Source organism: Hymenobacter sp. YC55, from assembly GCF_029433095.1.
In the GTDB taxonomy this organism is placed as follows: domain Bacteria; phylum Bacteroidota; class Bacteroidia; order Cytophagales; family Hymenobacteraceae; genus Hymenobacter.
In genome coordinates this window covers 213678-231401 of the sequence record NZ_JARNTX010000002.1, presented here as the reverse complement: position 1 = coordinate 231401, position 17724 = coordinate 213678, and the positions used below count along the sequence as shown (strand labels likewise).

General features: G+C 54.9%; 16 protein-coding genes. 9 read left to right on the top strand and 7 right to left on the bottom strand.

The window, feature by feature from the left end; genetic code table 11:
• Positions 1-100 precede the first annotated feature (100 nt).
• The 3 genes from P1X16_RS14200 to prfA all read right to left on the bottom strand — a co-directional run bounded on the left by P1X16_RS14200 (position 101) and on the right by prfA (position 3304).
• A complete protein-coding gene (locus tag P1X16_RS14200) occupies positions 101-526 on the bottom strand; it encodes a secondary thiamine-phosphate synthase enzyme YjbQ (protein WP_245120181.1) in 426 nt (141 codons plus the stop codon).
• Between the two features lie 5 nt (positions 527-531).
• Positions 532-2070, bottom strand: a complete 1539-nt coding sequence (locus tag P1X16_RS14195; protein ID WP_277230114.1) for a hypothetical protein — start codon at positions 2068-2070, stop codon at positions 532-534.
• Positions 2071-2233: 163 nt separating this feature from the next.
• Positions 2234-3304: a peptide chain release factor 1 gene (prfA, locus tag P1X16_RS14190; RefSeq protein ID WP_277230112.1), complete on the bottom strand. Its 1071-nt coding sequence runs from the start codon at positions 3302-3304 to the stop codon at positions 2234-2236.
• A gap of 411 nt (positions 3305-3715) precedes the next feature.
• Here prfA and thrA point away from each other — a divergent pair, with 411 nt between their 5' ends.
• The 7 genes from thrA to P1X16_RS14155 all read left to right on the top strand — a co-directional run bounded on the left by thrA (position 3716) and on the right by P1X16_RS14155 (position 13256).
• Entirely contained in the window at positions 3716-6163 is a 2448-nt protein-coding gene (gene thrA, locus P1X16_RS14185; RefSeq protein ID WP_277230109.1) for a bifunctional aspartate kinase/homoserine dehydrogenase I, read from the top strand.
• 416 nt (positions 6164-6579) lie between these two features.
• The gene (locus P1X16_RS14180) at positions 6580-7509 is read left to right on the top strand and encodes a homoserine kinase (RefSeq protein WP_277230106.1); all 930 of its coding nucleotides are present in this window, start codon (positions 6580-6582) and stop codon (positions 7507-7509) included.
• A gap of 71 nt (positions 7510-7580) precedes the next feature.
• Entirely contained in the window at positions 7581-8873 is a 1293-nt protein-coding gene (gene thrC, locus P1X16_RS14175; RefSeq protein WP_277230103.1) for a threonine synthase, read from the top strand.
• A 149-nt stretch (positions 8874-9022) separates the two neighbouring features.
• Positions 9023-9709: a DUF3365 domain-containing protein gene (locus P1X16_RS14170; RefSeq protein ID WP_277230100.1), complete on the top strand. Its 687-nt coding sequence runs from the start codon at positions 9023-9025 to the stop codon at positions 9707-9709.
• 123 nt (positions 9710-9832) lie between these two features.
• Complete coding sequence (locus P1X16_RS14165) at positions 9833-11011, top strand: hypothetical protein (protein WP_277230097.1); 1179 nt, start codon at positions 9833-9835, stop codon at positions 11009-11011.
• Between the two features lie 140 nt (positions 11012-11151).
• Positions 11152-11931 (top strand): hypothetical protein, encoded by a 780-nt coding sequence (locus P1X16_RS14160; RefSeq protein WP_277230095.1) that lies wholly within the window; start codon positions 11152-11154, stop codon positions 11929-11931.
• A gap of 56 nt (positions 11932-11987) precedes the next feature.
• Positions 11988-13256 (top strand): NAD(P)/FAD-dependent oxidoreductase, encoded by a 1269-nt coding sequence (locus P1X16_RS14155; protein WP_277230091.1) that lies wholly within the window; start codon positions 11988-11990, stop codon positions 13254-13256.
• A gap of 26 nt (positions 13257-13282) precedes the next feature.
• Here P1X16_RS14155 and P1X16_RS14150 read toward each other — a convergent pair whose 3' ends face one another.
• The 3 genes from P1X16_RS14150 to P1X16_RS14140 all read right to left on the bottom strand — a co-directional run bounded on the left by P1X16_RS14150 (position 13283) and on the right by P1X16_RS14140 (position 14867).
• Complete coding sequence (locus tag P1X16_RS14150; RefSeq protein WP_277230088.1) at positions 13283-14044, bottom strand: exodeoxyribonuclease III; 762 nt, start codon at positions 14042-14044, stop codon at positions 13283-13285.
• 86 nt (positions 14045-14130) lie between these two features.
• Entirely contained in the window at positions 14131-14493 is a 363-nt protein-coding gene (locus tag P1X16_RS14145) for a hypothetical protein (RefSeq protein ID WP_277230085.1), read from the bottom strand.
• Positions 14490-14867, bottom strand: a complete 378-nt coding sequence (locus tag P1X16_RS14140; RefSeq protein ID WP_243798438.1) for a carboxymuconolactone decarboxylase family protein — start codon at positions 14865-14867, stop codon at positions 14490-14492. Before P1X16_RS14140 ends, P1X16_RS14145 begins: the two co-directional genes overlap by 4 nt.
• Positions 14868-14999: 132 nt before the next feature.
• Between P1X16_RS14140 and P1X16_RS14135 the strand changes: the two genes are divergently transcribed.
• Together P1X16_RS14135 and P1X16_RS14130 are read left to right on the top strand one after the other, a co-directional pair.
• Complete coding sequence (locus tag P1X16_RS14135; protein ID WP_277230081.1) at positions 15000-15602, top strand: hypothetical protein; 603 nt, start codon at positions 15000-15002, stop codon at positions 15600-15602.
• On the top strand, positions 15599-16294 hold the full coding sequence (locus P1X16_RS14130; RefSeq protein ID WP_277230079.1) for a phosphoribosyltransferase family protein: 696 nt from the start codon (positions 15599-15601) through the stop codon (positions 16292-16294). The genes P1X16_RS14135 and P1X16_RS14130 overlap by 4 nt, the downstream gene beginning before the upstream one ends.
• A gap of 122 nt (positions 16295-16416) precedes the next feature.
• On the opposite strand, the gene gldJ is transcribed toward P1X16_RS14130, so the two are convergent.
• Complete coding sequence (gene gldJ / locus P1X16_RS14125; RefSeq protein WP_277230076.1) at positions 16417-17658, bottom strand: gliding motility lipoprotein GldJ; 1242 nt, start codon at positions 17656-17658, stop codon at positions 16417-16419.
• Positions 17659-17724: the final 66 nt, after the last annotated feature.

The window sequence follows — 17724 nt, the reverse complement described above, 5'->3', positions numbered from 1 at the left end:
AGCAAGTGCATTTTCACTTCATACGAGAAACATCGACGGCCGGGCTTGATAATCGAAAAATTATACCGCCCAGCTAGAAGAATAATTTGCTTTCTGCACACTATTCAGTGCCCATCAAGGTAGCTACCACCCAGCGCCGACCGCCCTGGTTGCGGTGCTCTCCCAGGTATACCCCCTGCCAAGTACCTAGTGCCAATTCCCCGTTCGTGATTGGCATACTCACGGCATGACCCAGCATAGCTGCCTTCAGGTGGGCTGGCATATCGTCGGGGCCTTCTAGAGTATGACGGAAGTATGGGGCGTTTTCGGGTACCGCTTGGTTGAAGTAAGACTCGAAATCAACGCGCACAGTAGGATCAGCGTTTTCGTTGATGCTCAAGCTGGCGGAGGTGTGCTGAATGAAAAAATGAGCCGTACCCATGCGGATACGCTCCAACTCTGGCAGTTCCGCAACCAGCAAGTCCGTGACGAGATGAAAGCCGCGGCGCAGAGCCGGCAAGCGCAGACGCTTTTGAATGTAAATCATCAGCTTTAAGGGTTCACCCGTTCATACGCTCCTAGGTCGGGTGCTGTTATGCTGCGAGGCTTGTTGAGCAGGTCGCGGGGTATTGCCGAGTTGAATACGCCTTTGTTACTGGCAGGTGAAAGGGTGTCGAGGCGGTAGTCGAACTTGTTGCCGAAGCTCCGAAATGGAGTGCTTTTGAACTTAGGGAAGTTTAGATCCGCAATAGGACCGATTTGGTTGCCTCGATTATCGAAACCGAGTTTGTCACCAGCATCCATTGCAGCTGCGTAATCCTTGGTACGCAAGATGCTGTTTTGGATGTTTATGTTTGACCGGTATGCATTGCCGTTTTTGAAGAACAACTCGTCGTCGATTGAACCCCATATAATAGAGTTATCAACTGTTACTCGAACTATGTTCGGAACAACTGCTTGTTCGGTGGCTACCTCATTTGTAAACCAGAGGGACTGAGACTCACGACGGAACTGCGGAGTATAGTTAGCAATTGTGCAAAAATTCAGGTTGTACGTACCACCGATACCGCGCACGGCGTATTCGCCGCAGTTAGTGAACAGGCAATTGCGCAGATCAAAGTCGCCGGAGAAACCGAATACACCGGCTCCTTCGAAGCTCAAGCCGTTGTCACCGCCGCCGAATGAGCGGGCTTCACCCGAAATGTTGCGTAGAATCGTATTCTCGGCCGTTACTCTCGGGTGAGGGCCGTTGAGTAGGTTGAGAATCAACAAACCATACGAGGCATTTTTGATTTCGGTGAAACGCACCAAGTTGTTGCGGCTGCTACTTGGGTCAAATTGTATACCAAGCCATTGCCCCGGAATATCGGCATAGAAAGGTTCTAGCCGGTCGCCTTGAAAGCGTACGAACGTAGCCGTGTCGGTAGGCGTAAGCTCCCCCGACGGGTTAGTGGCTTCGTTGACGCGTAACGTGCCGCGCACCAACATAGCCGAGCCGGCATGAGAGTAAATTCGGGTACCGGGCTGAATCCGAAGTGTTACGCCGGCGTCTACTACCACATAACCATAGATAACATGGGGGCGGTTTTTAGGCCACGTAGTATTGCGGGTAATATGTTCTTCGGGGCCGTGGAAATAGGCGTTCTGCCCGTAAGCTACCAACTTCACGTCCTGCTCGTTGCCGTTGGTGTTGAACAGCACTTGGTCGTCCACCAAGAACGGCTTGTTGTTAGTGGCATTTGGGCCGAGCACGGCTTTCACCAAAATGAGCAAGCTGTCTTTGCCCCGAATTTCTAGGTCGTTGGCTACGCGGGTTTCGTCGCCGTTGATGAGCAGGGAATAGGTACCGGGGTTGGTGTTGGCCAGCCGAATTTCCCTGACTTTCACAGCTCGGGAATTGCGGTTGTACACCCACAGGCGCTTGCTTACGGTGCCCACCTGCGCAAATACCGTATCAAACAACACAGTATCGGCCGAGAATTCCAGCTTGGCGCTAGCGTCTTTGGTAACTAGATCTTCCTTCGGCTCGCAACCCGGCAGCAAACAAAGCAACGCCGAGAAAACAAGCAGCAGCGGGAGTAGAAAGCGCATAGAGGAAGTTAATAAGTATATCTAACAAGAACGTCATGTTGAGCGGAGCCGAAGCATCTCGCGTGCTGATGTTGGGTTACTAATCCAGTGTCAGCACGCGAGATGCTTCGGTTCCGCTCAGCATGACGTTCTTATAGAAGCTAACGAGCTTACGACATCTTTATTACGACACGCCTTCTTTCAAGCGCTCAGCACTTTCGGCGAGGCGCAACTGCTCCACAAAGTCGTCGATGTTGCCTTCCATTACGCTGGCCAGGTTGTACACCGTGAACCCAATGCGGTGGTCGGTTACGCGGCCTTGCGGATAGTTGTAGGTACGAATCTTATCGGACCGGTCGCCGCCGCCAATCATGCTCTTGCGGGCCGCGCCTTCCACTTCGTTCTTCTTGGCTAACTCGATTTCGTAGAGGCGCGAGCGAAGCACTTGCAACGCCTTGTCGAAGTTCTTGAGCTGCGACTTCTGGTCTTGGCACTGCGCTACGAGGCCCGTGGGCAAGTGCGTGAGGCGCACGGCCGAGTACGTGGTGTTTACCGACTGTCCGCCGGGGCCCGACGACATAAAGAGGTCTTTGCGCACATCGTTCATGTCGATCTGCACGTCCAGTTCTTCGGCTTCGGGCATCACCACAATCGAAGCAACGGAGGTGTGAATTCGGCCCTGCGTTTCGGTGGCGGGTACGCGCTGCACGCGGTGCACGCCCGACTCGAACTTGAGCTTGCCGTACACGTCTTCGCCTTTCACGGCCAAGATAATTTCCTTGTAGCCGCCCGAAGTGCCTTCGGTGGCGTCAATCAAATCCATTTTCAGGCCGTGCCGCTCGGCGTAGCGCATGTACATCCGCTGCAAGTCGCCGGCAAAAATGGCCGCTTCGTCGCCGCCCGCACCGGCCCGGATTTCCATGATGACGTCTTTCGAGTCGTTGGGATCCTTGGGGAGCAGCAGGTCTTTAATAACTGCTTCGAGGCGTTCCTGCTCGGGATAGAGAGTTTCTAGCTCGTCTTTCGCCATCTGGCGGAAGTCCTCGTCTTTCTCGTTGGCAATAACCTCCTTGGCGCTGTCGATGTTAGCCAGCACGTTCTGGTAGGCCTTGTATTCAACAACAATCTTGTTGAGGTCTTTATATTCTTTATTAAGCGTCTTGTAGCGTTTCATGTCGCTCATGGCGTCGGGCTGCGTGAGCTGCTCTGCCACGTCGTTGAATCGCTGTTGGATGGCCTCCAGTTTGTCTAGCATCTTGCCTTCTGAGAATTGTATTGGGAGTGCAAAGGTACTGAAAACAAACACGTCCTGTGCGTGGTGCGGTTCCTCTTGCTAGCCGCAGAAGCGCGACAACTAGGCCTTTTCTCAGTTCTTTTTTCAGAATAGATAGCCAATTACCTATTGTCCTTATCAGAAAATGCCTACTTTACGGCCAGAAGTACGCACGCATGACCTCCCTTTCGTATCTAACTTTACTTAATTCCGCTTCCACCGGCGTCTGCTTGACGACCGGCACAGGCATTATTACAGGTATTACAACCCGCTAGACGGGCTGCGCTACCTCTCCTTGCTTTGATGTTTCGCAGCCCGTCGCCGGCCGCTTCCTAACCAGAAGCCAAGCCGGATCCGACGGGCTTTTTCGTGTCCACTCATCTCTTTAAACTCATGCAGGTTCTGAAATTCGGTGGTTCGTCGGTGGCTACGGCCCCTAACCTCCAACGTGTGGCGCAGCTCGTGGAAACGGCTGCCCGGCAAGCTCCCATCGTGGTTGTAGTATCGGCCCTCGGGGGTACCACCGACGCGCTGATTGAAGCCGGCCGCCTTGCCGCCACCGGTTCCGATGAATACCGCACCCGACTCAAACAATTGGAAGAGCGCCATTTAGAGGCGGTGCGCGGCCTGCTCCCCATCCCCGACCAAAGTGCGGTACTGAGCTTGGTGAAAACCTACTGCAACGAGCTAGACAGCGTGTGCGACGGGGTCTACTCGCTCGGAGAGCTGTCGAACCGGACGCTGGACCGGCTGGTAAGCTTCGGGGAACTGCTGTCGTCGCGGCTGCTGGCGGCTTGCTTGAAAGCGCACGGCGTGGCCCACCTCTGGCAAGACAGCCGGCAGCTGATACGCACCGACTCGCACTACGGCTTTGCCGCCGTAGACACGGCCGTTACCAATCAGCAGATTCAGGAATTTGTGGCCGCGCAGCCAAGTAGGGTGTACGTGGTGCCGGGCTTTGTCGGCAGCGATGCGCAGGGCACTACAACCACCCTTGGCCGCGGCGGCTCCGACTACACGGCCGCCATTTTTGCGGGAGCATTGGCGGCGGAGCGGCTGGAAATCTGGACCGACGTGAGCGGGATGATGACCGCCGACCCGCGCCTCGTGACGCTGGCCCGCCCAATTCCGCGCATCTCTTATCAGGAGGCTATGGAACTGTCGCACTTCGGGGCCAAGGTACTGTATCCGCCTACTATTCAACCGGTCATGAGCCAAGGAATACCGCTTTGGATCAAGAATACCTTCGCGCCGGAAGATGAAGGCACGCTGGTTGAAGTGAGTCCGCCCGCCAACCGGGACGTGGTGCGGGGCCTTTCGAGCATCGGGCAGCTGGCTTTGCTGAACTTAGAAGGCAGTGGCATGGTAGGCATTCCAGGCTTCTCGCGGCGGCTGTTTGGGGCGCTGGCGCTGTTGCGCATCAACGTAATCCTTATCACTCAAAGCTCGTCAGAGCATTCTATCTGCGTGGCCGTACGGGCTGCCGATGCTGGCTCGGCGCAAGCAGCCGTTGACGAGGAATTCAGCGTAGAAATAGCGGCTGGCAAAGTGGCGCCGTTGCGTTGCGAGATGGACCTGGCTATTGTGGCGCTGGTGGGCGAGCAAATGCGTAACCACCCCGGCATCAGCGGGCGTATGTTTGGGGCGCTCGGCCAGAACGGTGTGAACATCCGGGCCATTGCGCAGGGTTCGTCGGAGCGAAACATATCGGCCGTAATCCGGACCGCCGACGTGCGCAAGGCCATCAACGTGCTGCACGAGGAGTTCTTCGAGGAGACCACCAAGCAGGTGAACATCTTTGTGGCGGGTGTGGGCAATGTGGGCAAGAAACTGCTCGAACAAATGGCTCGGCAGCAGCAGTGGCTGCGCGAAAAGCTGCGCCTCAACTTGCGCGTAGTGGGCTTGGCCAACAGCCAGCGCTTCGTGCTGACGGAGGACGGCGGCATCGAACTGAACGATTGGCAGGCGGCGCTAGAGCAAGGCCAACCGCTGGATTTAAAGGAGCTAGTAGAACAGTTGCACAACCGCAACCTGCGCAATACCGTGTTTGTGGATGTGACGGCCAGCGCCGATGTAGCAAAAACCTATGCTTCCTTGCTAGAGAAAAGCGTGGCTGTGGTAGCGTGTAATAAGGTGGCCTGTTCGTCGGAATACGTGAGCTACGCCCGCTTGAAGTCTTTGGCGCGCGAGTTCAACGCCGAGTTCTTGTTTGAAACCAACGTGGGGGCGGGCCTACCCGTCATCGGTTCCCTCAACGACTTGCTGCGCAGTGGCGACGAGGTACACCGCATCGAGGCGGTCCTCTCCGGTACGCTCAACTTCGTGTTCAACCATTACGACGGCACTGTACCCTTTGCCGACGTGGTGCGCCAAGCCCAAGCCGAAGGCTACACCGAGCCGGACCCACGCCTGGATTTAAGCGGCACCGACGTAGCCCGCAAAATCTTGATTTTGGCGCGGGAAGCTGGTCAGGAGATGGAACTAGCTGATATACAGAACGAGTCCTTCCTGCCTGCCTCTTGTTTAGAAGGTGATGTGGAAGCCTTTTACGAGCAGCTGGCCGTACACGAACCCCACTTCCGCAGCCTCTACGATGCGGCAGCCGCTCAAGGTCAACGCCTGAAATTTGTGGCGCGCTACGCCAACGGCAAAGCTAGTGTCGGGCTGCAAGGCGTGGCGCCGGGTCACGATTTCTACGTGTTGCAAGGCAAAGATAATGCGGTACTCTTCTTCACCAACCGCTACCCCGAGCAGCCTTTAGTAGTGAAAGGTGCTGGCGCCGGCGCCGACGTAACGGCCTCCGGCGTTTTCGCCGATGTAATCCGAGCCGCTCGGGCGTAGCAGGCATAATAGCCAAAAATTGCACATCCAATCCGGTTCCAGTAGTCCATTATGCTTCATTCACAAATGGATTTGGGACACAACTAGACCGTCATGCTGAGCGGAGCCGAAGCATCTCGCTAGTGTGGTAAGCTCCTTCTACCACAACGAGTCGAGCGAGATGCTTCGGCTCCGCTCAGCATGACAGTTAGCACTGCAACGTCAGCACGCGAGATGCTTCGACAAGCTCAGCATGACCGTATCTTCTTCAAAGTCAGCACGCAAGATGCCTCAACAAACGGATGCCAGACTAAGCAGGACAGACTGTTAAAGAAATTACACTCTGACTTAGCCAAACAGCTTCTCAACAGACTACTACTTATAATCTCCGCCATTACTAGCAGCGAAGCACAAGCTTCGAGCTACATACTCAGCTTATGCCTACTTCCGATTTTCTGACGCTGTATTCACCGGCCACTGTGGCCAACGTGGTTTGCGGATTCGATGTGCTGGGCTTCGCGCTGGAAGCCCCCTACGACACTATGCAGCTGCGCTTGACCGAGCAGCCCGGCGTGACGATTACGCATGAAGACGACTTCAACCTACCCACCGAGCCCGCCCGCAACGTAGCCGGAGCCGCGCTGTTGGCGTTGCTGCGTGCTGCCCCCGCTGGAACGGGCTTCGAGATGCGCATCAACAAAGCCATTCTACCTGGCAGCGGCATTGGCAGTAGCGCGGCCAGCGCGGCAGGTGCCGTGGTGGGTGCCAATCAGTTGATAGGCAACATCTTCTCGAAGGAAGAGTTGGTGCGCTTTGCCATGTTCGGAGAAGAGGTGGCATCGGGCGCGCAACACGCCGACAATATTGCGCCGGCTATCTACGGCGGCGTCACGCTTATTCGCTCGGCCGAACCACTGGATATAGTGCCTCTGTCGGCGCCGCCGCTGCACGTGACGGTGGTGCACCCGCAGATAGAGGTGCGCACCGCCGATGCCCGCCAGATTCTGAAGCAACAAGTACCGCTAAAGTCTGCTATTCGGCAGTGGGCCAACGTGGCGGGGTTGGTGGCAGGTTTGCTGAAGTCGGATTATCAGCTCATTGGCCGTTCCTTGGAAGATGTTATTGTGGAGCCGGTGCGTAGCATCCTGATTCCGGGCTTTGCAGCTGTTAAGGCCCGCAGTCTGGAAGCCGGAGCGCTGGGTGGGGGTATTTCGGGCTCTGGACCATCCATCTTTATGCTGAGCGAAAACGAAGCAACGGCGCAAGCAGTAGCCGGTGCCATGCGGGAGGTATACGAGCAATTAGGCGTAGACTTTCACATCCACGTCAGCACCATCAATTCCACCGGCGTACGGCTTGCGCTCTAGCGCTACAGTGTACGTCCCGCTACACTGCATTACTTTTCAGAAGGGCCCTAAGTGGCCGCACACGTAACCTTATGCGCTACTACAGCCTCAACCAGCAAGCTCCTACCGTTGATTTTAAAGCCGCTACCATTGCCGGACAGGCACCAGATGGCGGGCTGTACTTCCCGGAACGGATTCCAAAGTTTTCTCCCGAACTGCTGCACAACTTTCGCACCATGGCTCGGGCCGAAGTAGCGTATGAAGTCATTCGTCCTTATGTCAGCGACACTATCCCGGAAGATGTTTTGCGCGGCATCTGCGCCGAAACGGTGGACTTCGAATTTCCATTGGTGCCCGTGACTAACCGCATAGCGGCACTGGAACTGTTTCATGGCCCAACGCTGGCATTTAAAGACGTTGGTGCCCGGTTTATGAGCCGCTGCCTAGGCTATTTCTCGCGGCAGCAAACGGCGCCCGTCACGGTGTTGGTGGCTACGTCCGGCGACACGGGCGGGGCTGTGGCCGATGGTTTCCTGGGCGTTGAGGGGGTCGAGGTAGTTATTTTGTATCCGTCGGGCAAAGTCAGCCCGTTGCAGGAATTGCAGCTGACCACGCTAGGCCAGAACATTACGGCCCTGGAAGTGCGCGGCAACTTCGACGATTGCCAGCGCCTAGTGAAGCAGGCCTTCCTCGATCCGCGCGTGACCGAACATCGCCAACTTACTTCTGCCAATTCCATCAACGTGGCCCGCTGGCTGCCGCAGCAATTCTACTACTGCTACGCCCTACAGCAGTGGGCGCATGAAACCCCGCCAGTGGTAGCAGTGCCGAGCGGCAACTTCGGCAACATCTGCGCCGGACTTATGGCCCACGCCTCGGGTTTGCCCATCGGACACTTTGTGGCCGCCTGCAATGCCAATTCGGCCGTAGCTGACTACCTCCGCACCGGTGTTTTCGAGGCCCGGCCGGCCGTTGTTACGCTCTCTAATGCTATGGACGTGGGCAACCCGAGCAACTTCGGGCGCATTTTGGAGTTGTTCGAACAGCGTCACGCCGATGTAAGCCGCATGGTCAGTGGCGCCATCGTTTCCGACGAGGAAACCACAGCCACCATCAAGCGGGTGCATCAGGAAACTGGCTACTTGCTCGATCCACACGGCGCCGTTGCGCTTCGGGCGCTGGAGCAATATTTAAGCGAAAATCCAACCGAGCACGGCATTTTCTTGGAAACAGCGCACCCCGTGAAATTCCCGGAAGTGGTAGAGCCCGTTATTGGCGCGGAAGTGCCCGTACCCACAGCAGTGCGCGGCCTCTTAACTCGCACCAAGCAGAGCGTGCTACTAGAACCCGATTATAAGGCGCTGCAAGAGTTTTTGCTGCAATAAAGTCGATGACACCCGTGCAGTGTTGCCTCTAAAAGGCGTGGTAGCCTGCCGACTTGGCCTTTGCATGCAAAACCTGAACGCAGGGTGGCAGGTAGTTGGGGAAGTGCGGCAGTTGTCGTCTCTTTGCCGCGTTGATTTGTTGTTTCGCTATGACCCATCTTTCCCGCCCCTTCACTGGATTCTTGCTGCTGTCTGTACTGCTAGCCGCTTGTCGGCCCGACCAGATCGAGCACATCAAAGACGGTAAGAAAATTGCGACTACCCTGGAAAACATGGCGGTAAAGCGTATTCTTCCCGTCGATTTGCTCCGCGCCACGCGCTGGGCCGGCGACTCGCTCACGCGCTACGCCGACCGCGAGCTTAAGCGTGTGCTCCGGGAGAAGCTACAAGCGGGCGGGGTAGCGGCGGCACTCCCCTATTGTCGCCCCGAAACATTTGCCTCTGTTGATACGCTGGAGAAAACGCTGCAAGCCACTGCACAACGCCGAAGTGCCCGGCCGCGCAACACTGCCAACCAAGCGTCCCTTACTCCTGTCGAGCTACAGCCTGATACCACTCGCCGCGTTGCTCGCCTTAACGGCGAAGTATTCACGTATCAGCGCCCGACAACGCTCGATGATGCACTGTGCTTGCGCTGTCACGGCGAAGTTGGCAAAGACATTTCGCCTACTGACTACGCTCTTATTGAAAAGCAATATCCTCAAGATCAAGCCACTGGTTACCGCTTAGGCCAAGCAATGGGCGTTTGGCAAGTAACGCTTCAGCGGGCTGGAGTAGCCGAGTTCTACACCATGAAAACCCGCAAAATCGTGAAGTCCCGCAAGCCGCTTTTCTAAGTTTTGCAACTATAGCTCAACCGAATCAATCGGATGCCTATACTTATACAATTAAACAAGTGACGACCACGGCATAGAAGTATAATAGCCTTAGATTAATGCGTTTACTAACGCGCTTTATATATGGAGCACTATAATATGAGGTGTTATTTATTGCTCCTGTCGGTATTGAGTTGGCTACTTGCCAAACCTATTTCTCCGTGCTATGCTCAACAAGTGTCTCTAAATCAATGTGTCCATACATTATCACAAGATAGCATAGCTATTTACTTCGACCGGGAGTACTCACTAGCCCCCAAGGAATGCGCCGTTATTAAGAGAGTGGGGCGGATAAACGAGAAAGGTAACTTCACTGCAACTGTGTCTGATTATCGGACGAGCGACACGAGCTTATTAGCGCAGTTCACTTATGCGCTTGGCACTTTGAATGGTCCGGCGACACTGTACTTTCCTAACGGCCGTTTAGCCGTTCAGGGAGAGCTTGTCAAGGGACAACAAAGCGGAGACTGGAAGTATTGGTATCCAAACGGACAACCACGCCAAGTACTGCGCTTTACGGTAACGGGCCCTACCCGTATTCTTGCTTATTGGGATTCAACAGGGCATCAACTAGCCAAAAACGGCACTGGCACTTGGGAAGGACAAACAGTATCGGGCCTTATTGCCCGCGGGAATATCCGCTTAGGTTTACCAGATGGCAATTGGACAGGGCAGCACAAGCAAAGCCATATTCCCGTCACGACAGAACTGTACGACAAAGGCGCATTCCGACGGGGGCGTCTAATCAAACCGCAAGCCGACCAGCCTGCTGCTTACAAGTTCTCTGCTTTACTCACTCCATTTGAGCCTTCACCGTTCTTAAAGGCAGATTACATGGTGCTAGGTTACACCTGTGACGAAAGTCAACGCCAAGCTCAATTCCAGCTTATCAAGAAAGACCTGCAATTACCTAGTGTTGAAATAGGAGTTACTCGCTATACAGATCGGTTGAACCAGCGCCTAACTCGTTACCGTTCAACTCATTGGTATAGCTCCATGCCGCCAGAAGTCACCGTACGGTGTTCGCTCGACCAAAAAGGACAGTTTGTAGATTTCGAATCTGAAACTTCTTCCTTACGTGAAGTGATTCGCTCCCTTGTTCTGTCATTACCATCTTGGCAACCTGCGCGCTATCAAAGCCAGCCCGTACTCGGCTACTTGGATATTACATTGGATACATCAACCGATAGAGTACAGATAAAACCTGCTGCTCGCCTACTTCCTTCTCAGCTACCACAACCCAATATAGCTACTTGGCCTTGAGAACATTAGAAGTTAGATGCGCTGCTGCTATACACTCAGCGTATCATGCAGTTAAATTCCATTTGCAAGAATAGTCACTGATTAAAGATCTACTTACCGTTGCGGTTCACAATCGGCTATCGAAACAAATTTAGCTTCTAATGCTACGTATATATAAGCGCTCCTGCTTGGCGCTTTGCAGTATCTTATGGCTTGGCACTGTCACCACGTGGGCGCAGAAGCCTTTGCAAAAAGAAGAGAAGGCCAAGCTAGATGATTGTTACCGGGTAGTTGGCAAAGACAGCGTCGTATTCTTTTACTCGGCTGACTATGTGCTTACGCCTCCGGGCTGCGCCGCCATCCGCCGCCATATCCGGCTGGACAGCGCCGGCCACTTTTGGGGTTACGTGCGCGACTATAAGCTCAGCAACAACAAACCCCTGTTGCAAGGCGCTTACCGGGAGGGGCTTATGGAAGGCCCGTTCGAAGTGTATCACGATACTGGCGAGCTGGCAGCCCGTGGCAATTACCGCAAAGGTCAGCAGGTTGGGGATTGGGCCTATTGGTATCCGTCGGGCCGGAAGCGGCAGGTGCTCAGCTTCCGCAATGGCTTGGACCCGCTGGTGCAGCAGTTTTGGGATGAGGCGGGCCAGCAGCTGGTAAAGGACGGCAACGGCACTTGGTATCGGCAGGAGGATGGCATGCAGCTGTCTGGGGCTGTAGTAGGTGGCATACCCGACGGCCGCTGGCAACTACGCCGCATAAACGATGAGCACTTGGTGGCGCGAGAAAACTTCGTGAAAGGAAACTTCCGAAATGGTGTGCTCATCGACCAGATGTATGCTTATCGGGACCAGTCGCGCTTCAGTGTGGCGGATTGGGAGCAGTACCGGGCAGCCGAAAAGTATAGCATAGGAACCCCTTGTTCCTCAGGCAAATAGGTTTGTTTCCGTGCGCGAACCTAACCTTAAAGCAAATTTTACAGTTTCGGGAGAGTATGAATGTTCCTGTTTCCGCACAGTTGCCCATCGTTATTGTGGGGGCCGGCATGGCTGGTCTTACCTGCGCCAACTACCTGCACCGCGCCGGCTGCCCGGTAGTGGTGCTCGAAGCTGCAGAAGCCGTAGGGGGCCGCGTGCGCACCGACGTCACGTCTGAAGGCTACCGCCTCGACTACGGTTTTCAGGTACTGCTCACCAAGTACCCGGAAGTGCAGCGCATGATTGATTACGGAGCTCTGAACCTTAAAGCTTTTCGCTCTGGCGCCGTTATTCGTATGCCCGATGGCCGCGAAACTACCTTACGTAATCCGCTGCAACAGCCCTTGGCTGCCTTCCCAGCTCTAACATCACCCATTGGTACGCTAACCGATAAACTGCGCATTCTCAGCTTGGTGCAGCATGTGCGTAGCCATAGCGCCGAAGAGCTATTGGCGCACCCCTCCACCGATACCCTCACTTTTCTGCGGCGCTACGGGTGGAGCGAACAAATCATCGACACGTTCTTCCGGCCTTTCTTCGGTGGGGTGTTTCTGGACCGCACCCTAACCACGGCCAGCAACTTCTTCGAGTTTGTGTTTCAGCAGTTTGTGGAAGGCGAAGCCGCAGTGCCTGCACTTGGCATGCAGCAGATTCCTGAGCAATTAGCCAACCGCTTGCCAGCCGGTACCGTGCGCCTCAATACGCCCGTCGAGTCGGTGGAAGGCAACAAGGTGCATTTACGCGGCGGCGAAATCCTAACTGCCGCGGCGGTAGTAGTAGCCACCAACGGCGACACTACTGCTCACCTGCTGCCGCACTTGCCGCAACTCCACGCTACTGCTTGGCGTCGTACCACCTGCACTTATTTTTCGGCCCCAGCCTCGCCAGGCCGCCAAGATAAACTGCTGCGCTTAAACGCGGCACATGGCCAAATGGCGCACAATGTCTGCTTCCCCTCCGACGTCTCGCCCGATTACGCACCACCCGGCCGCACGCTGGTATCGGTTAGCACCCACGGCGAGCATCACTTGCCCGAAACCACACTGGTGGCGTTGCTGCACGCCGAATTGATGGTTTGGTTTGGCGACGAAGTGGCGCAGTGGAAGCATCTGCGCACCTACCACCTGCCCCACGCCCTGCCCGTTTACGCAAATGGCAAGGCGCAGCACCAGGAGCTAAAACTCACCAACACCCTCTACCGCTGCGGCGACTACACGTCTTATCCTTCCTTAAACGCGGCTATGGCTTCAGGCCGAGAAGTAGCAGAGATGATCCTACAATCTTAGCTTATTGGCGCCTTGCCTCTATTCAGCTATATGTTGAGGTAAGCCGGGCAATGGTCGGAGTGCACCACATCAGGTAATAGGCCTGCCTCTTGGATGCGCGGCTCTAGTTCTTTATCGACCAGCAAGTGGTCGAGACGCCAGCCTACATTGCGCTTCCGTGAGCCAGCCCGGTAACTCCACCAGGAATAGTGGCCGGGCGCATCGCCGTGGTGATGACGAAAAGAATCGGTGTAGCCATCGGCCAGGAAATCCTTGAACCACTGCCGCTCCTCTGGTGTGTACCCCGGGCTGCTTTGGTTGGCTTTGGGGTTGTGCAAGTCAATCGGCGTCTGACAGCAATTGTAGTCTCCGCCGATAATGAGCCGCCGTCCCTCGGCCCGTAGTTGACTTACATACTTGCGGAAGAAATGCAGCCACTCCACCTTAAAGGCCTGCCGCTCTGCGCCACTAGTGCCGGAGGGCATGTACACATTCAGCACCGAGAAGTCATCATAATCCAAGCGTAGCACTCTGCCCTCTGTATCGTAGAGTTCGGTGCCGCAGCCAGTTTCTACGTGCCGGGGCAACTGCTTGGTAAAGGTAGCCACGCCGCTGTAGCCGGGCTTGGTGGCCGGGTGCAGATAGGCATGGTAACCAAGTTCGGTAAAGCCGGATATATCCAGCTCTTCTCGCCCGGCTTTTATTTCCTGCAGGCATAGCACGTCGGGCTGCGCTTCACGTACCCAATCTAGTAGTCCTTTACTCAGTGCTGAACGTAGTCCGTTAACGTTATAGCTAACAATATTCATTTGATTACCTGCGAATTATAAGAAAACTTCATGCCGCACTTTTGCCATCAAGAACAAAGAGCAGCATGAAGCTCTCTTTCCTTACATCACTCACTATCTGAGTCGAAATACTCCAGCATGTGCCATTTCAGCATGCGCTCCTGCTCTTTCAAGCTGGCAAATGGCACGGGATGCACAAGGCGGTAATGAGGCCAACCTTCTTCGTCCACCCGCTCCAGTTCATAGTGCCCCGACAAACTAAAGAGCTTACAGGTGGCAATGTGCATCAGATCCTGCTTCTGCTCTTTCGTGAAGGGGCCGGCTCCCTGGCCAAGTTCCTGTACCCCAATAAGCAGCAACAACGCATTTAGGTCGGGCTTTTTGCCGAAACGCTCCCGCATCTCGTTCATCAGTTGCCACCAACGAGCCTCGAACTCGGCTTCCGTTTCCTGCGGATCTAGGTAGCTCATGCGTCGTGGCTGTGCAGCGGAGCAGGCGTAGTGGCTTCTTCTTTCAGAATCTCCCAATACTCCACAGCGCGCCGAAAATGCGGAATCACGATGCTGCCCCCAATGAGGTTGGCAATGGCAAACACCTCATAGATTTCCTCGTCGGTTAGCTTCTCCTCGTAGCATTTGCCAAGATGATATTTGATGCAGTCGTCGCAGCGCAATACCATGCTGCAGGCTAGACCTAGCATTTCCTTGGTTTTCACGTCCAGCGCGCCCGCTTGGTACGTGTTAGTATCAAGGTTGAAGAAGCGCTTAATGACTTTATTATCAGCCGCCATGATCTTCTCGTTCATGCGCTGGCGATACTCGTTGAATTCAGTTACTTGAGACATATAGAATGTACACTTGAAAGTCTGGAAAAAAGGAAACACGAAAGTAGGCACAAATGATCCGGCTACTTGTATTAGCCACAATCAGGGGGTACTTTACAATACTGTTCTATTCTCTTTATTATATCGTTTAGCATGCGCTTTGTACGGTTTTGGCGCACAGCGCTGGCTTTGTTTCTAGGCCTTACTTTCTTCACCTCAGGCATGGCCAAGCTCTATTACCAGCATCAGTTTTGGGGCTGGATAGGCCCGGTGTGGCTAGCCGAGAAACTGCAACCGTTTCAATTAGGGCTGTATGTTGCCTTCGTTGCCGCCAGCCAGATAGTAACGGGCTTCTTACTGATTACGCGGCGGTTCTGGTTGTTAGGTGCAGTATTTCTGGTACCGATGCTTGCCAACATTCTGTTTGTCACCATCTCGCTGCAATGGGGTGGTACACCTTATGTAGTGGCGGTACTGCTTTCGATGGACATAGCCCTACTGCTTTCTGAGTACCGACGGCTGCGGGTGCTGTGGTCGGAAGTGGCGTACGTACCGCCATCCACGCAGCCCATGCGTACCATCAAAGGTCATGTGGTCTGGGCCACAGGCCTTCTACTAACGCTGTCGGCTGTACCCGTGTCATATATGGCACTTTCCTTGAGCTATTGGCTGGCCTTTGGCGGTATAGTGTTGGCGTGGTCCAGCGCTCTTGCCGATGATTACTCCTTCCGGCGGCTCCAAGCCAGCGCGTCATGATTCCACGCTTTCTGTCTGACTTTGTTGGCCTGATATTTCCGCAGGTATGCCTGGCTTGCGAGCAGGCGTTGGGCCGTGGCGAAGAGTACTTGTGTACTAATTGCCGCATGCAACTGCCGTACACCGACTATCATTTGCTTTCGGCAGATACCAATCCGCTGAGCCGTCGTTTTTGGGGCCGCACGCCCATACGCCACACCCTCAGCTACCTTCGCTTCCTACGCCGGGGACGGGTGCAGCACCTCTTGCATCAACTCAAATACCGAGGGCAGCGCGATGTGGGCCGAGTGCTGGGTCGATGGTATGGGCACGAGCTAGCCCAACACAATTTCCAGTTTGACTTGATAGTACCCGTACCTCTGCACCCTAGCAAACTAGCCAAGCGTGGGTACAACCAATCCGACCCTTTCGCAGAAGGCATGGCTGAGAGCCTACGCATACCGTGGCACGCCGCCGGCTTGCGCCGCATCGAACACACCGATTCGCAAACGCGCAAAAACCGCCTCGAACGGTGGGAAAACGTGGCAGGAGTATTCGAAGTAGCGGCCCTAACTCTTATCCAAGGCAAACACATCTTGGTGGTTGACGACGTGCTAACCACTGGTGCCACCCTAGAAGCGTGCGCAGCAACCTTGCTCGCTGCTGGAGCCGCCGAGGTCAGCGTCGCCACTATTGCGTGCGCCGATAGATAGCCGAATGCCTAGGCTGATCTTCCTATTCGAGTTAGCCTATCAACCAGTATCTACTCTGGTTATAAAACAAGAAAGGCTTGCCGCATGGCAAGCCTTTCTTGTTTCGCTATAGCGTTCCGTAATTACTTGTTGGAACCAGCGTTGATCATAGCGCAGCGGAAACCGATGGTTGCCGTAGCAGAGTCTTCGCCCATGAAGCGGCGGGTGCCGGGCGAGAGCCAGTAAGCTACGTCGCGCCAAGAGCCACCTTTGTACACGCGCACGTGGTCGTCGATGAGCGACTGGTAACCTTTCTTGTCGTACTTCTCAGCGGGGTCAAGGAAGCCATTCCGACGGAAGGGGTTCAAGTCTTCCACGTCTTCGAACGACAATGGGCGGTAGATGTCCTGTACCCACTCGTTTACGTTGCCGGCCATGTTGTAGAGGCCATAGTCGTTCGGCGGATAAGCGTAGACGTACTCCGTAATCATAGCGCCGTCATTCAGGGCGCCAGCAATACCTGCGTAGTCACCGCGGCCGCGCTTGAAGTTAGCCAAGAACTGACCCATCTTGCCGCCGTATGGGTTCCGCACCTGGCGGCCATCCCATGGGTAGATGCGCTTGTTTTCTTGGTTTTCGTTGCCGGTTTCCTGTGTACCAACAAGGGCTTGCGCAGCGTACTCCCATTCAGCCTCAGTAGGCAGACGGTAGTTTGGCAGGGTATTACCGTTCTCGATGGCAATGGCAGCACCACCCGCATCTTCGGTAGCACCTTCAGCAGCGGCAGCTCCTTTTTTCTTCTTTTTGAAGAGACCACCGCCACCACCGCCGTCGGCGTTGCTAGCAAGTGTCTCGTTTACCTTCGACGTACGCCATGTGCAATAGTCGTTGGCTTGTAGCCAGCTTACACCCACCACTGGGAAGTAGCGGAAGCCGGGGTAACGCAAGTAGTAGTCTACATACGGGTCGTTGAACGAAAGCTCACGGGCCCAAACCGTGGTGTCGGGCAGAGCTGACTGGTAGAACTCTTCGGAAGAGTCTTTGCGCACGAAGTGCAAATACTCCAGCCAGTGAATGTTAGCTACCTCGGCTTCGTCCATATAGAAAGAAGCAATAGTAACCGTACGCTCGATGTTGTCGTGCGTCATCGTTACGTCTTCTTCCTGCGAACCCAGCACAGTGCGGCCACCTTCGATGAAGACGAGGCCTGGGCCTTCGGGAATGCCTTGATAGTCGGCAACCTTCATGCCTTCTTCGGTATTGTACTCGATGCCCGTGGTAGAGCTGTACTTACCGGGTTTGGTAGCGGTGGGCGGGCCGCCCTTACAGGCAGCGAGGGCGCAGGCCCCTACAACCGCAAAACGCAGGTACTTGGAAAAATTCATGATTAAGTTTAAAACTACCCGTTAGAAAAGACGTTGGACAAGGTAAGCTGCTGCAATAATACAAAA